At 72.4% G+C, this 21,317-nt stretch carries 22 protein-coding genes; 15 read left to right on the top strand and 7 right to left on the bottom strand.

What is annotated here, in order from left to right:
* Nucleotides 1-117 precede the first annotated feature (117 nt).
* From ACFYXK_RS00250 to amaP, 5 genes are read left to right on the top strand one after another with little or no spacing between them, the layout of a single operon-like run.
* Nucleotides 118-549, top strand: a complete 432-nt coding sequence (locus ACFYXK_RS00250) for an Asp23/Gls24 family envelope stress response protein (protein WP_389409120.1) — start codon at nucleotides 118-120, stop codon at nucleotides 547-549.
* 10 nt (nucleotides 550-559) lie between these two features.
* Nucleotides 560-742: a hypothetical protein gene (locus ACFYXK_RS00245; protein ID WP_053790244.1), complete on the top strand. Its 183-nt coding sequence runs from the start codon at nucleotides 560-562 to the stop codon at nucleotides 740-742.
* 7 nt (nucleotides 743-749) lie between these two features.
* Nucleotides 750-1,160: a hypothetical protein gene (locus ACFYXK_RS00240; RefSeq protein ID WP_389409119.1), complete on the top strand. Its 411-nt coding sequence runs from the start codon at nucleotides 750-752 to the stop codon at nucleotides 1,158-1,160.
* Entirely contained in the window at nucleotides 1,157-1,777 is a 621-nt protein-coding gene (locus ACFYXK_RS00235; protein WP_389409118.1) for a DUF6286 domain-containing protein, read from the top strand. Before ACFYXK_RS00240 ends, ACFYXK_RS00235 begins: the two co-directional genes overlap by 4 nt.
* Nucleotides 1,778-1,781: 4 nt before the next feature.
* Nucleotides 1,782-2,357, top strand: coding sequence for an alkaline shock response membrane anchor protein AmaP (amaP, locus tag ACFYXK_RS00230; RefSeq protein WP_389409117.1), 576 nt, complete (start codon nucleotides 1,782-1,784; stop codon nucleotides 2,355-2,357).
* Between the two features lie 25 nt (nucleotides 2,358-2,382).
* Here amaP and ACFYXK_RS00225 read toward each other — a convergent pair whose 3' ends face one another.
* The 5 genes from ACFYXK_RS00225 to ACFYXK_RS00205 all read right to left on the bottom strand — a co-directional run bounded on the left by ACFYXK_RS00225 (nucleotide 2,383) and on the right by ACFYXK_RS00205 (nucleotide 6,009).
* Nucleotides 2,383-3,138, bottom strand: coding sequence for an SDR family oxidoreductase (locus ACFYXK_RS00225; protein WP_389409116.1), 756 nt, complete (start codon nucleotides 3,136-3,138; stop codon nucleotides 2,383-2,385).
* Nucleotides 3,139-3,148: 10 nt separating this feature from the next.
* Complete coding sequence (locus tag ACFYXK_RS00220; protein WP_389409115.1) at nucleotides 3,149-3,943, bottom strand: SURF1 family protein; 795 nt, start codon at nucleotides 3,941-3,943, stop codon at nucleotides 3,149-3,151.
* 93 nt (nucleotides 3,944-4,036) lie between these two features.
* Nucleotides 4,037-4,270 (bottom strand): hypothetical protein, encoded by a 234-nt coding sequence (locus ACFYXK_RS00215; protein WP_078613516.1) that lies wholly within the window; start codon nucleotides 4,268-4,270, stop codon nucleotides 4,037-4,039.
* A gap of 64 nt (nucleotides 4,271-4,334) precedes the next feature.
* Nucleotides 4,335-5,312, bottom strand: a complete 978-nt coding sequence (locus ACFYXK_RS00210; protein ID WP_389409817.1) for a DEDDh family exonuclease — start codon at nucleotides 5,310-5,312, stop codon at nucleotides 4,335-4,337.
* A gap of 37 nt (nucleotides 5,313-5,349) precedes the next feature.
* Nucleotides 5,350-6,009 (bottom strand): TetR/AcrR family transcriptional regulator, encoded by a 660-nt coding sequence (locus ACFYXK_RS00205; RefSeq protein ID WP_389409114.1) that lies wholly within the window; start codon nucleotides 6,007-6,009, stop codon nucleotides 5,350-5,352.
* A 122-nt stretch (nucleotides 6,010-6,131) separates the two neighbouring features.
* On the opposite strand from ACFYXK_RS00205, the gene ACFYXK_RS00200 reads away from it, so the two are divergent.
* Genes ACFYXK_RS00200 through ACFYXK_RS00185 form a run of 4 tightly spaced genes read left to right on the top strand, consistent with a single transcriptional unit; the run spans nucleotide 6,132 to nucleotide 10,333 of the window.
* On the top strand, nucleotides 6,132-6,929 hold the full coding sequence (locus ACFYXK_RS00200) for an acetoacetate decarboxylase family protein (protein ID WP_389409113.1): 798 nt from the start codon (nucleotides 6,132-6,134) through the stop codon (nucleotides 6,927-6,929).
* Complete coding sequence (locus ACFYXK_RS00195) at nucleotides 6,929-7,813, top strand: SDR family NAD(P)-dependent oxidoreductase (RefSeq protein ID WP_389409112.1); 885 nt, start codon at nucleotides 6,929-6,931, stop codon at nucleotides 7,811-7,813. The genes ACFYXK_RS00200 and ACFYXK_RS00195 overlap by 1 nt, the downstream gene beginning before the upstream one ends.
* A 10-nt stretch (nucleotides 7,814-7,823) precedes the next feature.
* Nucleotides 7,824-9,116, top strand: a complete 1,293-nt coding sequence (locus ACFYXK_RS00190; RefSeq protein ID WP_389409111.1) for an amidohydrolase family protein — start codon at nucleotides 7,824-7,826, stop codon at nucleotides 9,114-9,116.
* On the top strand, nucleotides 9,116-10,333 hold the full coding sequence (locus ACFYXK_RS00185; RefSeq protein ID WP_389409110.1) for an amidohydrolase family protein: 1,218 nt from the start codon (nucleotides 9,116-9,118) through the stop codon (nucleotides 10,331-10,333). The genes ACFYXK_RS00190 and ACFYXK_RS00185 overlap by 1 nt, the downstream gene beginning before the upstream one ends.
* A gap of 23 nt (nucleotides 10,334-10,356) precedes the next feature.
* Here the strand turns inward: ACFYXK_RS00185 and ACFYXK_RS00180 are convergent, their stop codons facing one another.
* The gene (locus ACFYXK_RS00180) at nucleotides 10,357-13,449 is read right to left on the bottom strand and encodes an NACHT domain-containing protein (protein WP_389409109.1); all 3,093 of its coding nucleotides are present in this window, start codon (nucleotides 13,447-13,449) and stop codon (nucleotides 10,357-10,359) included.
* A gap of 113 nt (nucleotides 13,450-13,562) precedes the next feature.
* Between ACFYXK_RS00180 and ACFYXK_RS00175 the strand changes: the two genes are divergently transcribed.
* From ACFYXK_RS00175 to ACFYXK_RS00165, 3 genes are read left to right on the top strand one after another with little or no spacing between them, the layout of a single operon-like run.
* On the top strand, nucleotides 13,563-14,477 hold the full coding sequence (locus ACFYXK_RS00175; RefSeq protein WP_389409108.1) for a sterol desaturase family protein: 915 nt from the start codon (nucleotides 13,563-13,565) through the stop codon (nucleotides 14,475-14,477).
* The gene (locus tag ACFYXK_RS00170; RefSeq protein ID WP_389409107.1) at nucleotides 14,474-15,169 is read left to right on the top strand and encodes a lysoplasmalogenase; all 696 of its coding nucleotides are present in this window, start codon (nucleotides 14,474-14,476) and stop codon (nucleotides 15,167-15,169) included. The genes ACFYXK_RS00175 and ACFYXK_RS00170 overlap by 4 nt, the downstream gene beginning before the upstream one ends.
* Before the next feature lie 27 nt (nucleotides 15,170-15,196).
* Nucleotides 15,197-16,240 carry a zinc-dependent alcohol dehydrogenase family protein gene (locus ACFYXK_RS00165; RefSeq protein ID WP_389409106.1) on the top strand — a complete coding sequence of 348 codons (1,044 nt, stop codon included), beginning with the start codon at nucleotides 15,197-15,199 and terminating at the stop codon, nucleotides 16,238-16,240.
* An 89-nt stretch (nucleotides 16,241-16,329) separates the two neighbouring features.
* On the opposite strand, the gene ACFYXK_RS00160 is transcribed toward ACFYXK_RS00165, so the two are convergent.
* Complete coding sequence (locus ACFYXK_RS00160) at nucleotides 16,330-17,871, bottom strand: S8 family serine peptidase (protein WP_383520532.1); 1,542 nt, start codon at nucleotides 17,869-17,871, stop codon at nucleotides 16,330-16,332.
* Nucleotides 17,872-18,133: 262 nt separating this feature from the next.
* On the opposite strand from ACFYXK_RS00160, the gene ACFYXK_RS00155 reads away from it, so the two are divergent.
* The 3 genes from ACFYXK_RS00155 (at nucleotide 18,134) to moaA (ending at nucleotide 21,310) form a co-directional block, all read left to right on the top strand.
* Nucleotides 18,134-18,499: a DUF485 domain-containing protein gene (locus ACFYXK_RS00155; RefSeq protein WP_383520529.1), complete on the top strand. Its 366-nt coding sequence runs from the start codon at nucleotides 18,134-18,136 to the stop codon at nucleotides 18,497-18,499.
* On the top strand, nucleotides 18,496-20,127 hold the full coding sequence (locus ACFYXK_RS00150; protein WP_389409105.1) for a cation acetate symporter: 1,632 nt from the start codon (nucleotides 18,496-18,498) through the stop codon (nucleotides 20,125-20,127). Before ACFYXK_RS00155 ends, ACFYXK_RS00150 begins: the two co-directional genes overlap by 4 nt.
* Nucleotides 20,128-20,320: 193 nt before the next feature.
* The gene (gene moaA / locus ACFYXK_RS00145; protein WP_389409104.1) at nucleotides 20,321-21,310 is read left to right on the top strand and encodes a GTP 3',8-cyclase MoaA; all 990 of its coding nucleotides are present in this window, start codon (nucleotides 20,321-20,323) and stop codon (nucleotides 21,308-21,310) included.
* Nucleotides 21,311-21,317: the final 7 nt, after the last annotated feature.

Below are 21,317 nucleotides of genomic sequence, written 5' to 3'. Positions count from 1 at the left end.
TTGAGGTCAAGCGGCGGCAGGAGTCCGGTCCGGCCGACCGGCGTAGTCCCGGCGCGCCGCAGCGCCCGCGCGCTTACCGTGGTGCGGAGTGAGTCCATCCGCGCGAAGGGACACGCGATGACCGAATCCGCATCCGGGGGCGCCTCCCGCAACCCGGCCGACCGAGGCCGCACCAGCATTTCCGACGGGGTGGTCGAGAAGATCGCCGGACTCGCCGCCCGCGAGGTGGTCGGTGTCCATGCCATGGGCAGCGGCAGCGGCCTCGCCCGTACGTTCGGCGCGGTCCGCGACCGCGTCCCCGGCGGCGCGAAGTCGTCCGTCACCCGCGGGGTCAAGGCCGAGGTCGGCGAGGTGCAGACGGCCCTCGACCTGGAGATCGTCGTGGATTACGGCGTGTCGATCCGCGACGTGGCCCGGGCCGTCCGTGAGAACGTCGTCGCGGCGGTCGAGCGGATGACGAGCCTGGAGGTCGTCGAGGTCAACATCGCGGTCAGCGACGTCAAGCTCCCCGACGAGCCCGACGAAGAGCCGGAGTCCCGACTCCAGTGAGGGAGCCCGCATGAGGATGGCGGTCGTCGGCCTCTTCGCCGGCATGGCGCTGGCCTTCGCCGGATACTTCGGCGGTTTCGGGGCCTTCCTGCTGGTGGCGGCGCTCGGTGCCATCGGCTTCGTCGTGGGCCGGTTCCTGGAGGGGGACCTGGAACCCGGCGACTTCTTCCGCCCCCGCGACCGCGACAGGTGAGGCCCTGATGAGCACGCCACGGGCGACCCCGCCGCGGGTGCCGCCGGCCGAACGGGGGGCCACCCGGATCGCCGACCGGGTCGTCGCCAAGATCGCGGCCCAGGCCGCCCGGGAGGCGCTCGCCGCGCCGGCGGCCGCGGGTACCGGGCGCGCCGCCGGGCCCGCGGCCCCCGCCGGCGCCGGTCCGGCCGCCCCGCACGCCACCGTCACCGTGCACCACGACATCGCCCGGGTACGGGTGAGCCTCGAGCTCGACTACCCCGGCGACCTCGCCGCCCGGTGCGCGGCCGTACGACGCCAGGTCGTCTCCCGCATCGAGGAGTGCGCCGCCATGTCCGTACCCGAGGTCGACATCGACATCGAGCACCTGCACTCCGCGCACACCGGCTCCGTACGGGACCGGAGGAAGCTGCGGTGACGGCGCCCGCCGCCGGCCGTGCGCCGGCCCCGGACCCGGCCCCGGATCCCGGCCCCGCCCCGGTCCGCGTCGCCCGGTTCCGGTCCGCCCGGCGGGTCCCGGCCGCGCTGACCGCACTGGCCGTTCTCGGGGTGGCGGGCCTGTTCCTCTACGACCTCGCCGCCGTACGGACGGGCCGTCCCGGGATGCAGTGGCGCCGCGAACTCGCCCACCAGCTGGAGCGGCAGACCCCCGCGGACCCGTGGGTGCTCGGGTGCGCCGGGGCCCTCGTGCTGGCCGGGGCGGTGCTCCTGTTCCTCGCGCTGGCCCCCGGGCTCCGCGGGATCCTGCCGATGCGGCCGGCGGACCCGGACGCCGGGGTACGGGCCGGGCTCGGGCGCAAGGCCGCCGCGCAGGTGCTGCGGGACCGGGCCATGGAGGTGTCCGGGGTGCAGTCGGCACGGGTCGCGGTGGGCCGGTCCCGTGTCGCGGTCCGGGCCGCGTCGCACTTCCGGGAGCTGGACGACGTACGGGCCGACCTGGAGGCGGTGCTCGCGGTCGGCATCGGGGAACTGGGCCTCGCACACCCGCCGCAGCCGCGGGTACGGGTCACCCGGGCCGCCGTCGGGAAGGGGTGAGGGGATGCTCGGGACGGTGAACCGGATCCTGCTGGGGATCATCGGCCTCGTCCTGCTGGCGACGGGGGCGGTGCTGCTTGCGGCGTACCGGCCGCTCGGCGGCCGCAACGAGCCGCTGCTGACGCAGGCGACCCGGCAGCGGTTCTGGCACGCCGAGGGCTGGTGGTGGTGGGCGGTGCTCGCCGGGCTCGGGGTGTGCGTGGTGCTCGCGCTGTGGTGGCTGCTGGCCCAGCTGCGGCGCGGGCGGCTGTCCGCGCTGGCGGTGGACACCGGGGACGGGGCGTTCGCGGTGCTGCGGGGGCGGGCGCTCGAGGAGGCGGTGGCCGCCGAGGCGGGAGCGCTGGACGGGGTCGCCCGGTGCAGCGTCGCGCTGCGCGGGCGGCAGGGCGGACGCAGCCGGCGCGGTGCGCCCAAACTGCAGGTGGACCTGGAGCTGGAGCCGCACGCCGTCCCGGCCGATGCGCTGGCCGCGCTGGCCGGGCCGGTGCTGGACCACGCCCGGTGGTCGGCGGGCCTCCCGGGACTTCCCGCGGAGGCCCGCTTCCGCATCACCTCCCACCGGGCCCGCCGCGTCACCTGACGGCGGCCCGGGGGACCGGGCGGGCTCAGAAGCCGTGTCGGGAGCCGCCGTCGACCGGGAGCATGATGCCCGTCAGGTACGAGGCCGCGGGCGAGAGCAGGAACGCCGCCGAGCGGCCGAACTCCTCGGGGGTGCCGTAGCGCCGCAGCGGAATGCCGGACTCGTTGGCCGCGCGGGACGCCTCGGCGTCGCCCGACAGCGCGTCGAGCTCGCGGACGCGGTCGGTGTCGATCCGGGCCGGCAGCAGCCCGACCACGCGGATGCCGCGCGGTCCGAGCTCCACCGACAGGGACTTGGCGAAGCCCGCCAGCCCCGGCCGCAGGCCGTTGGAGATGGTCAGCCCCGGAATCGGCTCGTGGACCGAGCCCGACAGGACGAAGCCGATGACCCCGCCCTCGCCCAGCTCGGCCGCGGCCGCGCGGGCCAGCCGTACCGCGCCCAGGAACACCGACTCGAAGGCCGCCGCCCACTGCTCGTCGGTGTTGCTCGCCACGAAGCCCGGGGCGGGGCCGCCGACGCTGATGAGGATGCCGTCGAGGCGGCCGAAGCGTTCCTTCGCGGTGGCGACGAGCGCGGCCGCCGCCTGCGGGTCGGCGTTGTCCGCGGCGACGCCCACCGCGTTCGGACCCAGCGAGGCCGCCGCTTCGGCGGCGCGCGCAGCGTCTCGGCCCGTCACGATCACCTTCGCGCCGTCCGCCGCCAGTTCGCGCGCCGAGGCGAAGCCCAGGCCGCGGGTGGCGCCGGTGACGACGTAGACACGGTCTTTCAGTCCAAGATCCATGCCCGACACGCTACGCCGTCGGCGCCGGCTCCCGCTCGGGGGTGGCACCGGCCGCCGCGGCCGCCGCACGGTCGCGCTTCTCGCGCCGTACCAGGACCAGCCAGCCCACCGGCACCGACGCGGCGAACAGCCACCACTGGACGGCGTACGCCATGTGCGGGCCGATCGAGTCGTGGTCGGGGTCGGCGACCGGCTCGGGGCTGCCGCCCGCCGGCGCCGGAGAGGTGAGCTCCAGGTAGCCGCCGAGGACCGGCTTGCCCAGGTACTGCGCCTGCTGCGCGCTGTTGATCAGCATCACCTGGCGGTCCGGCAGGCCCTTGCGGTCCTTGATGCCGCTGCCGCCGCTGGTCTCGTCGGCCTTCAGCCGCCCGGTGACCGTCACCTCGCCCGCGGGCGCCACCGGCACCGGCGGGTACGCGCGCGGGTCGTCGCCGCCGGCCACCCAGCCGCGGTTGACCAGGGCCACCCGGCCGTCGGCCAGCACCAGCGGGGTCAGGACGTGGAAGCCGACCTTGTCGTCGTTGTCGGTGCGCATCCGTACGACGACCTCGTGCGCGGTGTCGTACGTCCCGGTGGCGGTGACGGCACGCCAGTAGTCGGCCCGCGGGACCGTGTGGCCGGGGGAGGTCACCTCGGTCATCGCAACCGGCTTCGCGGACAGGTTCGAGGCGATCAGTTCGTTCTGGGCGACCCGGTGCTCATGGCGGTGGTACTGCCAGAACCCCAGCTTGATCATCGCGGGGATGAGGGCGAGGGCGACGAGGGTGAGGCACACCCATTGCCGGGTCAGCACAAAGCGGTACACGCCCACGACGGTACCCCCAGCCGGGAAGACCCCGGTGGCCGGGTGGCCGTCCGGGGTCGGGAAGGGGGACGGGGGAGGGGGAACGGGGGAGCGTCACACGCGGTCGACGATGCCCACCTTCCCTTCCGCCCGGGCGCAGTGCGCCCCGCAGAACCACTGGCCCTCGACCTCGACGCCCTGCCCGATGATCTGCACACGACAGTGCTCGCAGATGGGCGCCATGCGGTGGATGGCGCAGGAGAAGCAGTCGAAGACGTGCACGCTGCCCTGCGCGTGCACTTCGAAGGACATGCCGTAATCGTTTCCGCAGACCTCACAACGTGCCATGCGCCACAGGGTGGGACCGGACGGGCGGAACGCGGAAGCGGGTGCCGGGCGAGTCGCCCGACGCTCACCCGTCTGCCGCAGCCACGTCCCGCAGCAGTTGGGTGAAGGCCGCCTCGTCGACCACCGGCGTACCGAAGGACTTCGCCTTGACCGTCTTGGAGGTGGCCGAGTCGGGGTCGTTCGTCACGAGCAGGCTCGTGAGCCGCGACACACTCGTCGCGACGTGCAGGCCGGCCTCGATCGCCCGGTCCTCCAGCAGCTCCCGGTCCACCGAGGTGTCACCCGAGAAGGCGATCCGCATGCCCTGCTTCAGCGGTTTGCCGTCCTGGAAGCGCCCCGGGTTCGGGTGCGGGCACGGCGGCCGCTTGCGCGAGGGCCGCCAGCTGCCGCTCCCGTACGAGGCCTGCTGCCCGATCCGCGGGGTGACGGGGGAGTCCGACCACTCCGTCAGCGGCCGGCATTCCAGCAGGGGCAGCCGTACGCCGTCCCGCGCGGCGGCGTGCAGCGACGGACGGAACGCCTCCGCGAGCACGCGGGCGTCGTCGAGCGCGTGGTGGGCGCGCTGCTGGACCACGCCGAAGTGCGCGGCGAGCGACTCCAGCTTGTGGTTGGGCAGCGGGAGGTTCAGCTCCTTCGACAGGGCGATGGTGCACAGCCGCTGACGGACCGGTGCGGTCGCGGCGGCCCGCGCGTACTCGCGGGCGATCATCTGCCAGTCGAAGATGGCGTTGTGTGCGACGAGCACCCGGTCCGCGAGCCGGCCGGCGAACTCCTCGGCGATGTCCTCGAAGAGCGGCGCGTCCTGGAGCACGTCGCTGGTGAGCCCGTGGATCCAGACCGGGCCCGGGTCCCGCTGCGGGTTGACCAGGGTGTACCAGTGGTCCTCCACATTGCCCTGCGCGTCGAGCCGGTAGACGGCGGCGGAGATTATCCGGTCGTCGCGAGCGAGCCCGGTCGTCTCCACGTCGACGACCGCGTACCCCTCGGGGTACGCGGTCGGCCACGTCGTCTCTGCGGTCGTACGGTCGTCGAGCATGGTCACAGAGGATATCGGCACGGAGTGACACCCGGGGCACGGTTCACCGCGGGGGCGGCGCCGACGCCAGCAGGGAGCGTACGAGGGCCCGTACGGACAGCAGGAACAGCCGTTCCGGATCCGCCGGGCGAGCCAGGGCGCGGGCGAGTTCCGGGTCGTCGGGGGCGGCGGTGGGGGTCCCCCCGGCGGAGCCGGGGGCAGGGTCCCAGAGGTCGCTCTCGGCGGGGGACTGGGCGGGGGAGCGCTCGCGGTTGCGCTCCACGAGCAGGAAGCCGACGATCTGGAACTGGACCGCGCGCACCGCGTCGGCGGCCCGGGCCCCGCGCAGGCCCGCCGCGTGCACCTCGTGGACCAGGGCCTGCTGGGCGGGCAGGAACATCCGCTCGGTGAGCCCGCGTTCGTGGACCATCGCGATCAGGTGCGGCCGCCCGCGCAGTTCGCGGCGCAGGATCCGGGCCACGGACAGGATCCGCTCGGTGGGGGTGCGCCCGGCCGGCCGGATCGCGCCCATGTCCTGGACGGTCCGCTCCACGAGGGCGTCGAGCAGCGATTCGCGGTTGCCGACGTGCCAGTAGATGGACGTGACCGCGGTGCCCAGCTCGGCGGCGAGTTTGCGCATGGTGAGGGCCGCAGGGCCGTGCTGCCTGACCAGGCGGGCGGCCGCCTCCAGCACCTCGTCACGGGTGAGCGTGGCTCTGGCCATGGCCGTCCCGCCAATCTGTCGGATCGTCAGTTCTGGTCCGTGCAGGGGTCTTTACCCTTCATCGGTGGCGGTGTAACTGTGTTACAGAACCGATCCGCTCAAGACGAGGGATGGTGCGAGACATGGCACGCGTACGGTACGGAGCGCGCACCGAGGCCGAGATCGCGGCGTCGCGCGAGAAGAGTTCCCGACTCCCCGACATCTGGTCCACCGGCGTGGTGGCGGTCTGGGAGAGCGACCCGGACGTGGTGGCGGCGGTCCTGCCGCCCCCGCTCAAGCCCGCAGAGCGGCCCCTCGTACGGGCCAACATCAGCAAGGTCGACCTGCCCGGCTACCCCCTCGGCGCCGGCTCGGTGGCCGTCGCCGCGCAGCACGGCGGGGTCGAGGGCTGGTACCCGCTCGTCATGCCGATGACCCTCGAGCGGGCCCTGATCGGCGGCCGCGAGGTCTTCGGCGAGCCGAAGAAGCTCGGTGAGGTCGACGTCGAGCGCGACGGCCTCGTCGTACGGGCCTCCCTGGCCCGGCACGGGATCGCCTTCGTGGAGGTGCGCGGGGCGGTGGACCGCGAACTGCCGCTGCCCGAGCCCGCCGCAAAGACCGACTTCTACTTCAAGTTCCTTCCGGCGGTGGACGGTTCGGGCTTCGACGCCGACCCGGTGCTCGTCCACGTCACCCGCAACGAGAAGGTCCGCAAGCTGGAGCACATCACCGGTGACGTGGTGCTGCGCGAGTCGATGTTCGACCCCGTAGCCGACCTCCCCGTACGCCGGATCGTGGAGATCACCATCGGCGAGAAGACCACCGACCAGAAGGGCCGCGTCGTCGAGCGGGTCAGCGCCCGGGCCCTCCTCCCGTACGTCCACCAGCGCTACGACGACCCGATGCAGATCCTCGACGGCCCGCCCGAGGGGAGCGTCTGATGCGGCTCGAACCGGGACAGGTGGCCGTCGTCACCGGCGCCGCGAGCGGCATCGGCCTCGCCATGGCCCGCCGCTTCGCCGCCGAGGGGCTGAAGGTCGTCCTCGCCGACGTGGAGGAGGGCGCCCTGCACAAGGCCGCCGGCGAACTGGCCGCCGACGGCGCCCGGGTGCTCGCCCGGCTCGTCGACGTCAGCGACCGCGACTCCGTGGTCGCGCTGGCCGACGCCGCGTACGACACCTTCGGCGCCGTGCACGTGCTCTGCAACAACGCGGGCGTCGGCTCGGGCGCCGAAGGCCGGATGTGGGAGCACGAGCCCAACGACTGGAAATGGGCCTTCTCCGTCAACGTGTGGGGCGTCTTCCACGGCATCCAGGCCTTCGTCCCCCGCATGATCGCGGCCGGCGGCCCCGGCCACGTCGTCAACACCTCCTCCGGCGACGGCGGCATCGCCCCGCTGCCCACCGCCTCCGTCTACGCCGTCACCAAGGCGGCCGTGGTCACCATGACCGAGTCCCTGTACGCCCACCTCAAGGCGGAGGGCGCGGCCGTAGGCGCCTCCGTCCTCTTCCCCGGACCGCACATGCTGCGCACCGGGCTGTGGGAGTCGCACCGCAACCGGCCCGAGCGGTACGCCAAGCAGCGGCCGCGCAAGACCCCGTACCGCAGCCTCGACCAGTACGAGGCCGCCATGAAGCAGGCCGGCCACGAGGTGGACTTCACCCCGGTCGAGGAGGTCGCCGAGCACGTCGTCGACGGCATCCGCGCCGACCGCTTCTGGATGCTCCCGGCGAGCGAGCACAGCGACCGGCAGATCCGCGCCCGGTCGCAGTCGATGCTCGACCGCGCCAACCCCGCCTACCTGGAGAGCTTCATCCTCGACTGAGGAGCGACCGTTGAACGACAGCAGTGCGTACGAAGACCCGTACCTGATCATCTCCTCCGACTGCCACGCGGGCCTGCCGACCGAGCAGTACCGCCCGTACCTCGACTCCCGCTTCCACCCCCGGTTCGACGAGTTCCTCGGCCAGCGCGACGCCCGCCGCGCCGAGGCCACGAAGCTCGGCGTCCGCAACGAGGCCTTCGCCGAGAAGTGGTTCCGCGACCACGAGGAAGGCCTCAGGGGCGGCTGGGACACGGCGCAGCGCCTGAAGGAACTCGACGGCGACGGGGTGGCCGCCGAGGTCGTCTTCCCCGACGCCGACGCCGTGGACAGCCAGACCGCCGCCCCCTTCGGGGTGGGCCTCGGGCTCTCCGGCGACCAGGACCCCGAGCTCGGCATGGCGGGCGCGCAGGCCCACAACCGCTGGCTGGCGGAGTTCGTCTCCCAGACCCCCGAGCGGCACTGCGGGGTCGCCCTGCTGCCCATCACGGGCGAACCGTCGAAGGTGGTCGCCGAGATCCACCGGGCCAAGGAGTCCGGGCTCGGCGCGCTGATGATCCCCGCGATGTGGGTGGACAAGGCCCCGTACCACGACCGCCGCTACGACCCCGTCTGGGCGGCCGCGGCCGAGACGCAGATGCCGATCGTCACCCACTCGGGATCCTCGCCCCGCCACGAGTACGGCGACCACCTGGGCATCTTCGTCTCCGAGGTCACCTGGTGGCCGGCCCGCCCGCTGTGGTTCCTGCTCTGGTCCGGGGTCTTCGAGCGGCACCCGGGCCTGAAGTTCGGCGTCGCCGAATCGGGCTGCTGGTGGCTGCCGAACCAGCTGTGGTTCATGGACCGGCTGTACCTGGGTGCGCACGGCGGCAAGAAGCTGTCGCCGTTCGAGGAGCTCAAGCGCCCGCCGAGCGAGTACCTGGACCGCCAGGTGTTCGTCTGCGCGACCAACACGAAGCGGCGCGAGCTCGCGCAGCGCTACGAGATCGGCGTGGACAACATCCTGTGGGGCTCGGACTTCCCGCACCCCGAGGGCACCTGGCCGAACACCCGGACCTGGCTGAAGAACACGTTCCACGACATCCCGGTCGGGGAGACGCGCCGGATGCTGGGCCTGGCGGCGGCGGACGTCTTCGGCTTCGACACGGACAGGCTGGCCCCGGTCGCCCGCCGGATCGGCCCGACCCCGGCGGAGCTGGGCCAGCCGGCCGACCAGGCGGCCGTGGAGTCCTCGTGGGCCCGCTCGCGGGAGACGGGCCGCCACTGGCTGACCGGCCACGACTTCCCCGTCCTGGGGGTGTCCTGATGGCAGACCGCTACACGGTCATCTCGGCGGACTGCCACGCGGGAGCCGACCTGCTGGACTACAAGCCGTACCTGGAGAAGCGGTACCACGACGAGTTCGACGCCTGGGCCGCCACGTACGTGAACCCGTACGAGGACCTCCTCGCGGACACCGCGGACCGCAACTGGAACTCCGCGCGCCGGCTGTCCGAGCTCGAGGCGGACGGCATCGTGGCCGAGGTCCTCTTCCCCAACACGATCCCCCCGTTCTTCCCCAAGGCCTCGCTGATGGCCCAGCCTCCGACGGCCGCGGAGTACACGCTGCGCTGGGCGGGGCTCCAGGCCCACAACCGCTGGCTGGCGGAGTTCTGCGCGGACGCGCCGGGCCGGCGGGCGGGCGTGGTCCAGATCCTGCTGAACGACGTGGACGCGGCGGTGAAGGAGATCCGCCGCACGAGGGAGGCGGGCCTGACGGGCGGCATCCTGCTGCCCGGTGTCCCGCCCGGCTCGTCGGTCCCCGAGCTGTACTCGGCCGTGTACGACCCGATCTGGGCGGTGTGCGACGAGCTGGACGTTCCGGTCAACCACCACGGCGGCTCGGCGTCCCCGCCGCTCGGCGACGAACCGGCCGCCCGGGCCGTCTTCATGGTGGAGACGACCTGGTTCTCGCACCGCGCCCTGTGGCACCTCATCTTCGGCGGTGCCTTCCGCCGCCACCCCGGTCTGAAGCTGGTCCTGACGGAGCAGGGCTCCGGCTGGATCCCGGGGGTCGTGGAGATGCTGGACTACTACCACGGCCGCCTGGTCGCGGCGTCGGCCACGGCGGAGGCCAAGTTCGGGGCGGGCCTGGCGGAGTCCATGGGCAAGGGCCCGAGCGAGGTCTGGCGGGACAACTGCTTCGTGGGGGCGAGCTTCATGCGCCCCCACGAGGTCCCGCTGCGGGAGCGGATCGGCCTCGACAAGATCATGTGGGGCAGCGACTACCCCCACGACGAGGGCACCACCCCGTTCTCCCGCGAGGGCCTGCGCATCGCCTACGCGGGTCTCGCGCGGGACGAGGTCGCCGCCATGGTCGGCGGCAACGCGGCCCGCGTGTACGGCTTCGACCTGGCCCTGCTGGACGCGGTGGCGGCGAAGCACGGCCCGCTGGTGGCGGAGATCGCGGAGCCGCTGACGCAGGTCCCCCCGGAAGCCACCAGCCCGGCCTTCGCCCGAGGGGGCTCGGTCCGGGTCTGGTGACGGGGGTGATCCCGCCGGGCGGCTCAGTTCTTGTACACGAGCCGCTCCGGCGGGATGCTCTCGGTGCCGACCACGCTGGTGCGCCGGTCCACCTCGACGACCAGCCCGTCCACGTCCGCGAAGGGCGAGAGGTCCACCGTGCCGAGGCATTCGCGCAGGACGAGCAGCCGCAGCCCGGGCAGCTCGGTCAGCGGCTCCAGCGTCCCCTCGAACACGCACCTGATCAGCACGAGTTCGGTCAGGCGCTGATACGGCACGAGAGCCGCGACCGACACGGGGGCGGCGTGCCGGATCTGCAGGGAGCCGAGCCCCGGGAGCGGGAGCGAGCGGACCAGCTGCCGGTACTGCAGGCTGCCCGCGATCGTCAGGTCCTTCACCCCCGGCCACCGTTCGATCCCGTCGAGGGTCATCCTGCGGACGCCCTGCCACAGGGCCAGGGAGGTCAGCCCCTCGGCCGCCGGGACGTCCCCGATCCACCGCTGCGCCGGCTCGAATCCGATGACCAGGGACTTGAGCCCGTCGACCGCCGCCAGCGGGGCCAGCGAGAGCCCCTCCCGGAGGTAGCCGAAGGCGAGGCTGTCCGCCGCCAGCTCGGCGACCGCCTCGATGCCCGCGACCTCCGGGCAGTCCAGCACGCCGAGGTGCCGCAGCGTCGGATGCCCGGCCAGTGGTGCGAGATCGGTCAGGCTCGGATTGCGGTGGATGACCAGCCACTCCAGGTCCCGCCGTCCGGAGATCTCCGTCGGGACGGCGCCGTTCCAGGTGAGGTGGACCCGCCGTATGTGCGGCATCCGGTCGAGCACGGCCAGCTGCTCCTGTGTGCGGACGTGCAGGTGCCCGACGCGCACGGGGGCGTCGGCCAGGACCGCGTCCGCGTACGTGTCGGTGGGGAACCGCCCCCAGGAGTCGGACAGTTCATGGACCACGTCGTAGCGGTCGTCCCTGCGGAATCCGGCGATGACCTGGAGCGCCCGCTCCCCGCCGACCAGCGCGGCCGTACGGATGACGGCGGCGGCCTGCTGCTCGTCCAGGCCCCTCGGGCCCGGCAGGAGTTCGAGGACCAGCTCGCCCGCCTTGGCCAGTTCCTCGGCCTGCCCCACCGAGTGCGGCGGCAGCAGGTGCGCCGTGCGCGCCTCCACCTCGTGCCAGACCTCGGGGTCCAGTTCCGGGGCGTGCTCCAGGCAGGCCGCGGCCAGCAGCACCAGCCGGCTGTGGTCACGCTTGACCTTGTCGGCCCGCCGCAGCAGCTGGCGGAGCAGGCGGGCGCGCTCGTCGGGGCGGGCGTGCCCCACCGCCATGCGGATCACGTCCTCCCACGCGTCCTCGTGGGCGTTGCCCACCAGCACGCCGAAGTCCCGTGCCTCCACGGCCGCCTTGGCCCCCAGGTAGTCCTGGAAGGTGCGGTGCACGAAGTGGACCGACCCGGGTACCGGCTCCCTGAGCAGCCCGCTGCGGATCAGCAGGTGCCGGAACACCTGCTCGGCGCCGGCCTGCGCCCGTACCTGGGGCATGGCGCCGAGCCATTCGCCCACCATCTCCTCGGCCTCGGTGCAGGACGCCTCCACCTGGCCGTTGCGGATGAGCCAGTACGCGAGCCGCTGGAGCAGCAGGGTCTGCTCGTCCCTGCTGAGGTACACGCCCTCGACACCGGAGATGTCCCGCTCGGTGTCCCGGCGTACCAGGAGCATGTCGAGGGCGGCGTCGTACAGCTCCTTGCGCGCCCTGGGCAGGTGCATGTGGCGGTCCCGGTTCAGGGCGCAGAGCAGGGCGCACATGAGGGGGTTCGAGGCCAGCCACCCGAGGTCCCGGCGGGAACCGACGGACCGGATCAGTGATTTCTCGTACCGGTCGAGGCTGTCCCGCTCCTCCTCGGAGCTGCACTCGGCGCGCGCGGAGTCGTGCCAGTGCGTGATGAACGCGCTGACGTCGGCCCGCTCCATCGGCAGCAGGGAGAGGAGGGAGAAGCCCTGCGCGGTCAGCCAGTCCTCCGGGACCGCCGACGGGCGGGTGGTCACCACGTAGCGGGCCCGGGGATAGGCCGCGAGCAGGGATCTGAGCCACTCCTCCGTGCGGCTGCGGAGCTTGGACGGCACCTCGTCGACGCCGTCGACCAGGACCAGTGCCCGCCCTTCGGAGAGCAGGTTCTCGACCCATCCCTCCGGGGCCCGCAGCGGCACCCCCGAGGCGCGCAGCCAGTTCTCCGGCATCGGCAGGCCCTCGGGCGAGTTGAACGAGCGCAGCCGCAGGACGAAGGGGACGAGCGTGTTCCAGTGGCGCAGGCCGAGCTTGAAGCTCCGTCTCGCCGCATTCAGGGCCAGCCACTGCACCAGGGTGCTCTTGCCCGATCCCGCCGGGCCGCGCAGCAGTACGCGCTCGGAAGTGCCGAGCGCCAGCTCGGTCTTCATCGCCGACTGGCGGCCCGGCTCCTCCAGCAGCTGCTCGCCCGTCACCGCCAGGCTGATGTACGCCAGGTCCAGCGGCCACTCCTGGCGGGCGTGGCTGAAGGTCAGGCCGAACAGCTGGAGGCGGCTGTGGGTTTCGGCGACGTAGCGCGCGTACTGCTCCTCGAAGGCGTGGGCGGCTCCGTCCGACCGCTCGCCCAGCCGGTCCACCGCGCGCGCCAGCTCGCCCGTCCGGCGGACCAGTTCCACGTCCGCCCGGGCCCCGAAGCCCGGCAGGGTCGTCATGTACTCCACCGCGTGCACACAGCACAGCCGGACCAGGTCGCGGTAGAGGGCCTCGGCCGGCCGGCTCAGGCCCGCCCCGGAGGGCGGTGGCAGCGCCGCCGCCAGGGCCTGCGGGTCCAGGTCCGCCGCGAAGAGGGACTGCGCGTCCAGCGGGCCCAGCGCCGCGAAGGCGTCGCCCACCGCGTCGAGGGCCGCCAGGCGCTCGTGCTCCGGCAGGCCGCGCGTGGCCGCGCCCAGCCTGGCCGCCAGGGTCTCGGCGAGGCGGCGCACCTCCACCGCCCCCAGCTGCGCCGGCCGGCGCCAGCGCGGGACCGGAGCGGCCGGATCCGCCGCCAGCCCGGCCCCCGGGGACCGGCTCAGCAGGGACTTCACCAGTGCCCCCGCCGCCGTACCCGCCACCCGTAAGAGAACCGTTTCGAAGCCCGTCATCCCCTGCCCTCCCCTTGGCTCGGACATCATCGCGTGAACCGCCGGTAACCCCGATGGATACCGATCGGTAACAACCCCTGGCGGAGCCCCCGAACCCGCTCTATGGTGCGGGCATGCCGAACCTGCCCGATGTCGTGCTGTGGTCCATACCCGCCTTCGTACTGCTCACCGTCATCGAGGTGGTGAGCTACCGGCTCCATCCCGACGAGGATGCCGCCGGCTACGACGCCAAGGACGCGGTCACGAGCGTCGCCATGGGACTCGGCAGCATCGGCTTCGACCTGCTGTGGAAGCTCCCGGTCGTCGCCGTCTTCACCGCGGTCTACGAGCTGACCCCGCTGCGCGTGCCGTTCCTGTGGTGGACCGCCCTGCTGATGCTGCTCGTCCAGGACTTCCTCTACTACTGGCAGCACCGCGGGCACCACGTCATCCGGATCCTGTGGGCCTGCCACGTCGTCCACCACAGCAGCCGGAACTTCAACCTCACCACCGCCCTGCGCCAGCCCTGGACCAGCGCGACCACCTGGTGGTTCTACCTGCCGATGGTCGCCCTCGGCGTCCACCCGGCCGCGATCCCGTTCTGCTACGGCATCAACCTCCTCTACCAGTTCTGGGTCCACACCGAACGCATCGGCAAGCTGCCGCGGGCCTACGAGTACGTGTTCAACACCCCTTCCCACCACCGCGTCCACCACGCCTCCCAGGGCGGCTACCTGGACCGCAACTTCGGCGGGATCCTGATCATCTGGGACCGGATGTTCGGCTCCTGGGTGGGCGAGGGCGACAAGCCCGTCTACGGGCTCACCAAGAACATCAGCACCTACAACCCGCTGCGGGTCGCCACCCACGAGTACGCCGCCATCGCCCGCGACGTCCGCGCCGCCGGCAGCTGGCGCGAGCGCGCCGGACGCGTCTTCCGCGGCCCCGGCTGGCAGCCCGCCGCCCCGGCGGCAGCAGCCGAGAGCGCCGCCGCCGAGCCCGCCGCCGAGTCCGCGGCCCCCGCGAAGGCCTCGGAGCACGCCGCGTGAGCGCCACCGAGTCCCGTACGCCCTCCTGGGCCCGGCCCGCAGCGGCCGCCGCCGACGGGGTGCGCGGCCGGATCCTGCTCGTCGCCTTCGCGGCCGCCACCGCCGTCGACCTCGGCTCGCTGCTGGCCGGCTGGCACCTCGGGCACGTGCTCGCCAAACCGCTGCTGATGCCGCTGCTCGTCGCGTACGTGATCACCCGTCGGGCGCCGCGCCTGCTGGTCGCCGCCCTGCTGTTCGGGTGGGGCGGGGACCTGGCGCTGCTCTTCGACGCCGAGCCCGCCTTCCTCGTCGGCATGGGCTCCTTCGCCGCCGGGCACGTCTGCTACCTCGTGCTCTTCGGCCGGGGCAGGACGCATCGCGCGCTCGGGGGCGCGTACGCCGTCGCCCTCCTGGGGACCGTCGGCCTGCTCTGGGGCGACCTGCCGGCCGACCTGCGGATCCCGGTGGCCGGGTACAGCCTGCTGCTCACCGCCATGGCCTACCGCTCCAGCGCCCTCGGCCTGCGCGCCGGCCTCGGCGGGGCCCTGTTCCTGCTCTCCGACACGCTGATCGCCACCGGGGTCGCCGACTGGCCGCAGCTGCCGCGCCCCGACTTCTGGATCATGGCCACCTACGTCGCCGCCCAGTACCTCCTGGCCGCCGGGGCGCTCACCTCGGCGCAGGCGTACCGTAGGACAGTCCTACAAGACTGAACTACTGATCCGGAGGGCTGCACCACCATGCGTGCCACCGTCATCCACGCCCCGCACGACATCCGCGTGGAGGAGGTGCCCGACGCTGCGATCCAGCGCCCCGAGGACGCCGTCGTCCGCGTCCTGCGTGCCTGCATCTGCGGCAGCGACCTGTGGGCCTACCGCGGCGAAGCCGCGCGCCAGCCCGGCCAGCGCATCGGCCACGAGTTCCTCGGCGTCGTCGAGGAGACCGGCCCGTCCGTGTCCGGCCTGAAGGCCGGCGACCTCGTCGTCGCCCCCTTCATGTGGTCCGACGGCACCTGCGACTACTGCTCCGAGGGCCTGTACACCTCCTGCGTGCACGGCGGTTTCTGGGGCTCGGTCGGCTTCGACGGCGGCCAGGGCGAGGCCGTCCGGGTCCCGCACGCCGACGGCACCCTCGTGAAGCTGCCCGCCGAGGCCGTCTCCGACGACCAGCTGCTGACCGGCCTGCTGGCCCTCTCCGACGTCATGGGCACCGGGCACCACGCCGCCCTGGGCGCCGGCGTCCGCAAGGGTTCCACCGTGGCCGTCGTCGGTGACGGCGCCGTCGGCCTGTGCGGGGTCCTCGCCGCCAAGCGCCTCGGCGCCGAGCGGATCATCGCACTGGGCCGCCACACCGCCCGTACGGACATCGCCAAGCTCTTCGGGGCCACCGACATCGTCGCCGAGCGCGGGGAGGCCGCCGAGGCGGCCGTCCGCGAGCTGACCGGCGGCCAGGGCGCGCACGCGGTCATCGAGGCGGTCGGCACCGAGCAGTCCATGCGCACCGCCGTGAACATCACCCGCGACGGCGGGGCCATCGGTTACGTCGGCGTCCCGCACGGCAGCGGCACCGGCCTCGACCTGGGCGTGATGTTCGACCGCAACATCACCCTGCGCGGCGGCGTCGCCCCGGTGCGCGCGTACATCCCGGAGCTGCTGGAGGACGTGCTGAGCGGCGCGATCGACCCGGCGCCCGTCTTCGACCGGGCCGTGTCCCTGGACGAGGTCCCGGACGGCTACCGCGCGATGGACGACCGCAGCGCGCTGAAGGTGCTCATCAAGCCCTGACGGCCCGAATGACGACGGGAGGGGCCGGGTCGGGGGAATTCCCCCCGACCCGGCCCCTCCGTCGTTGAAGCGTTCAGGCGGGCAAGCGGTTACTTCACGGCCTTCAGCGCGTCCACCACGCCGTAGCCGTAGTAGCCGGTCTGGCCCCACTTGCTCTGGCAGGTGGTGGCGTCGACCAGCGCGCCCGTGGCGTCGTAGACCTTCTCCGGGCAGGCCGCCTTGGTGGCCTGGGCCTTCAGCATGGCCTGGAGCTGCGACGGCGTGGCCGACGGGTGCGCGCTCTTGAGCAGCGCGGCCACGCCCGCGACGTGCGGTCCGGCCATCGAGGTGCCCTGCTTGTAGCCGTAGCCGCCGCCCGGGAGGGTCGACAGCACGCGGCCGTTGGCGTCCGGCGTGGCCGGGACCTGCCACTTGTCGCCGCCGGGGGCGGCGACGTCGACGACGCCCAGGCCGAAGCTGGAGTAGTACGACTTGAAGCCCTTGTCGCCGGTCGCGCTCACCGTGACCACACCCGGCAGCTGGGTGGGCAGGTCCAGGCAGACGTGCGGGTCGATCGTGCGCGGGACCGGGGTGCCGTCGTCCGGGCTCGTGTCGTCGACGATCGCGTTCGACGCGAGGTCGTGGTTCGAGTTGCCGGCCGAGGCCACGCTGAGCACGCCCTTGCGCTCGGCGTACTTCGTCGCCCGGCCGAGGGCCTCCACCAGCGCCTTCTGGTCGTCGTCCGCCTTGCAGTTGTAGAGCCAGGGGTCGACGTAGTAGCTGTTGTTGGTCACCTCGATCCCCTTCTCGGCGGCGAACATGAAGCCGCAGACGACCGCCTCGGTGAAGAACAGGCTGGTGCCCGGCTCGCTCACCTTGATCGCGGCGACCTGCACGCCCGGCGCGACGCCCGAGATGCCGATGCCGTTGCGCGCGGCCGCGATGGTGCCGGCCACGTGGGTGCCGTGGTCGCTGCCGTCGGCGTACGGGCGCCACGCGCCCTCGGTGGTGTCCGCGACGCCGCCGACGCAGTTGGCCGACTGGCCCTTGGAGAAGTTCGGCGCGAGATCCGGGTGGGTGTCGTCGACACCCGTGTCGATGACGCCCACCGTGACGTTCCGGCTGCCATCGTTGATCTTGTGCGCCTGATCGGCCTTGATCGCCCGCAGGTCCCACTGGTTGGGCTCCAGCGGCTCCTGACCGTCCGCGGCGGCCGATGCCGCCTTGGCGGCGTCCGCCGCGCTCAGCTTCTGCGTCGTGCCCTCCTCGGTGGTCTGCACCGGCTGGAGGGGGGCCGTACGGGTGGCGCCGACCGACACGAACAGGCCGCGCTGCGCCCGCAGCTGCTTGGCGAAGTCGGGGTTCTGGGAGTGTGCGACGACGACCCCGATCTGCTCATAGGACGTCACCACCGTTCCGCCGGCGCGCTCGATGGCCTTCTGCGCGGCCTTCACCGTGGCGTACGTGTTCAGGTTCGCGACGTACGAGAGCTTGGGGCCGGTGGTGTCGGGCTTCGCCGCGGCCGCCGTACCCGCCGTGTTGCCCAGCGGGGCGGCGGAGGCCGCGACCGAGGGCAGGAAGGCGAGCGAGGCGGTGAGCGCCAGGCCGACCGGTACGGCAATGCGCCGGCGGCCAGGTCCCAGATGAGCCATGGGTTCTCCACATCATCCGTGAAAGAAGCCGTCCGCGCGTGGTCGCGCAGGACGACGGGTTCATGACAGGTGAACCTAGTGCCGCCGTTCGTCTTTGCGCCATCAGTTCGAGAAATCAGTTTCCGAAGAATCAACGGGTGTTGAACCGTCCCGCCGCGCCGGCCGTGCCGTTGGGCAGGGGGACTCAGCGCCATCGTCCCCCCACACGGAGGTTGTTTTGTCCGTCGTCCCCACCGCACCCGCGTCACAAGGAGAACCCCCCGTGACCACCGAAGCAGCGCCGCCGCACGGCAGCGCGGGAACCCCCACGGCGAGCCCCACGGCCGAAGAGTTCACAGCCGTCCAGCAGAGCGCCGAATTCGCCGAACTGCGCAGTTCCTACCGCTCCTTCGCCTTCCCGCTCACCGTGGCCTTCATCGCCTGGTACCTGCTCTACGTCCTGCTGTCCAACTACGCCGGCGGCTTCATGGGGACCAAGCTCTTCGGCAACATCAACGTCGCCCTCGTCTTCGGCCTCGCCCAGTTCGCGACGACCTTCCTCATCGCCTGGCTGTACTCCCGGCACGCCGCCGCGAAGCTCGACCCCAAGTCCGCGGCGATCAAGGCGCGGATGGAGGCCGGCGAATGAGTGACACCCTCCACCTCGCGACGAACGCGGCCGCAGGCGCCACCGAGCACCGGCCGCTGATCATCACCCTGTTCGGGCTGTTCGTCGTCGCCACCCTCATCATCACGATCTGGGCCGGCCGCCAGACCAAGGACGCCGCCGACTTCTACGCGGGCGGCCGCCAGTTCACCGGCTTCCAGAACGGCCTCGCCATCTCCGGCGACTACATGTCCGCCGCGTCGTTCCTCGGCATCGCCGGCGCCATCGCGCTCTTCGGCTACGACGGCTTCCTCTACTCGATCGGCTTCCTCGTGGCCTGGCTGGTCGCCCTGCTGCTCGTCGCCGAGCCGCTGCGCAACTCCGGCCGCTACACGATGGGCGACGTCCTCGCGTTCCGGATGCGCCAGCGGCCCGTCCGCACCGCCGCCGGCACCTCGACCATCGTCGTCTCGATCTTCTACCTGCTCGCCCAGATGGCCGGAGCCGGCGTGCTCGTCTCGCTGCTCCTCGGCATCACCAGCGACGGCGGCAAGGTCGCCGTCGTCGCGCTGGTCGGCGTACTGATGATCCTCTACGTGACCATCGGCGGTATGAAGGGCACCACCTGGGTCCAGATGATCAAGGCCGTCCTGCTCATCGCGGGCGCCCTCCTCATCACCTTCCTGGTGCTGCTGAAGTTCAACTTCAACATTTCCGACCTGCTGGGCAAGGCGGCCGAGAACAGCGGCAAGGGCACCCAGTTCCTGGAGCCCGGCCTCAAGTACGGCAAGGACGCGACGACGAAGCTGGACTTCATCTCGCTCGGCATCGCCCTGGTCCTCGGCACCGCCGGCCTGCCGCACATCCTGATCCGCTTCTACACGGTTCCCACGGCCAAGGCCGCCCGCAAGTCCGTGAACTGGGCCATCGGCATCATCGGCGCCTTCTACCTGATGACCATCGCCCTCGGATTCGGCGCCGCGGCCCTGCTCAAGCGCACCGACATCATCGCCTCCAACAAGGCCGGCAACACCGCGGCCCCGCTGGTCGCCCAGGAACTCGGCGGCGGCGCGGGCTCCACCGGCGGCGCCGTCCTGCTCGCCGTGATCTCCGCGGTCGCCTTCGCCACCATCCTCGCGGTGGTGGCCGGGCTCACCCTCGCCTCCTCCTCGTCCTTCGCCCACGACCTGTACGTGAACGTGATCCGCAAGGGCAACGCCACCGAGCAGGAGGAGGTCCGGGCGGCCCGCTGGTCCACGGTCGTGATCGGCGCCGTCGCCATCGGCCTCGGAGCCCTGGCCCGCGACCTCAACGTCGCCGGCCTCGTCGCCCTCGCCTTCGCGGTCGCCGCCTCCGCCAATCTGCCGACGATCCTCTACAGCCTCTTCTGGAAGCGGTTCAGCACCCGAGGAGCACTGTGGTCGATCTACGGCGGGCTCGTCTCCGCGGTCGTCCTCGTCCTCTTCTCCCCGGTCGTCTCCGGCAAGGAGACCTCGATGTTCAAGAACGCCGACTTCTACTGGTTCCCCCTGGAGAACCCGGGCATCGTCTCGATCCCGCTCGGCTTCCTGCTGGGCTGGCTGGGAACCGTCCTGGCCAAGGAGAAGGCCGACCCCCAGAAGTTCGCGGAACTCGAGGTCCGCTCCCTTACCGGAACCGGCGCGCACTGAGACCGTGCTCATGTGACATGGGCCGAACACACAGCGTGGCCGCGTCGTATTTCTCTACGACGCGGCCACGCCACGTCTCGTTCATTCCGGCATCCCTACGCCTCACGCGCGTCGCGTAGGCTCGATTACGGCGCCAGGCGTTTCTCCGAGGTGGCGCGAACCTCTATGGACCGGACAGGGGAGGGGGCCTGAAATGCTTCTCGACACTTACGGCCGCGTGGCCACTGACCTGCGCGTCTCACTCACCGACCGGTGCAACCTGCGCTGTACGTACTGCATGCCCGAGGAGGGTCTGCAGTGGCTCGGGAAATCGGATCTGCTGAGCGACGAGGAGATCGTCCGGCTGATCCGCATAGCCGTCACGCAGCTCGGGATCACCGAGGTCCGCTTCACCGGCGGCGAGCCGCTGCTCCGCCCCGGCCTGGTCGGGATCGTCGAGCAGTGCGCGGCCCTGGAACCCCGCCCGAAGATGTCCCTCACCACCAACGGCATCGGCCTCAAGCGCACCGCACAGGCGCTCAAGGCCGCCGGCCTGGACCGAGTGAACGTTTCGCTGGACACCCTGCGGCCCGAGGTCTTCAAGACCCTCACCCGGCGTGACCGGCACCGCGACGTCATCGACGGCATGGCCGCCGCCCGCGAGGCCGGCCTGACCCCCGTCAAGGTCAACGCCGTCCTGATGCCGGGCCTGAACGACGACGAGGCCCCCGACCTGCTCGCCTGGGCCGTGGAGAACGAGTACGAGCTCCGCTTCATCGAACAGATGCCGCTCGACGCCCAGCACGGCTGGAAGCGCGACGGCATGATCACCGCCGGGGACATCCTCGCGTCGCTGCGCACCCGCTTCGCGCTCGCCGAGGAAGGCGCCGCGGAGCGCGGATCCGCCCCGGCCGAACGCTGGCTGGTCGACGGAGGCCCGGCCACCGTCGGCGTGATCGCCTCGGTGACCAGGCCCTTCTGCAGCGCCTGCGACCGCACCCGGCTCACCGCCGACGGCCAGGTCCGTACGTGCCTGTTCGCCACCGAGGAGTCGGACCTGCGCGGAGCCCTGCGGTCCGGCGCCCCGGACGAGGAGATCGCCCGCCTGTGGAAGGTGGCGATGTGGGGCAAGAAGGCCGGGTCCGGTCTCGACGACCCGTCCTTCCTGCAGCCCGACCGCCCGATGTCCGCGATCGGCGGCTGAGGGCCCC

It is taken from the genome of Streptomyces sp. NPDC002209 (genome assembly GCF_042890265.1).
Classification (GTDB): Bacteria; Actinomycetota; Actinomycetes; order Streptomycetales; family Streptomycetaceae; genus Streptomyces.
The sequence above is the reverse complement of the archived record's forward strand: the minus strand, read 5'-3'. Positions and strand labels throughout refer to the sequence as shown.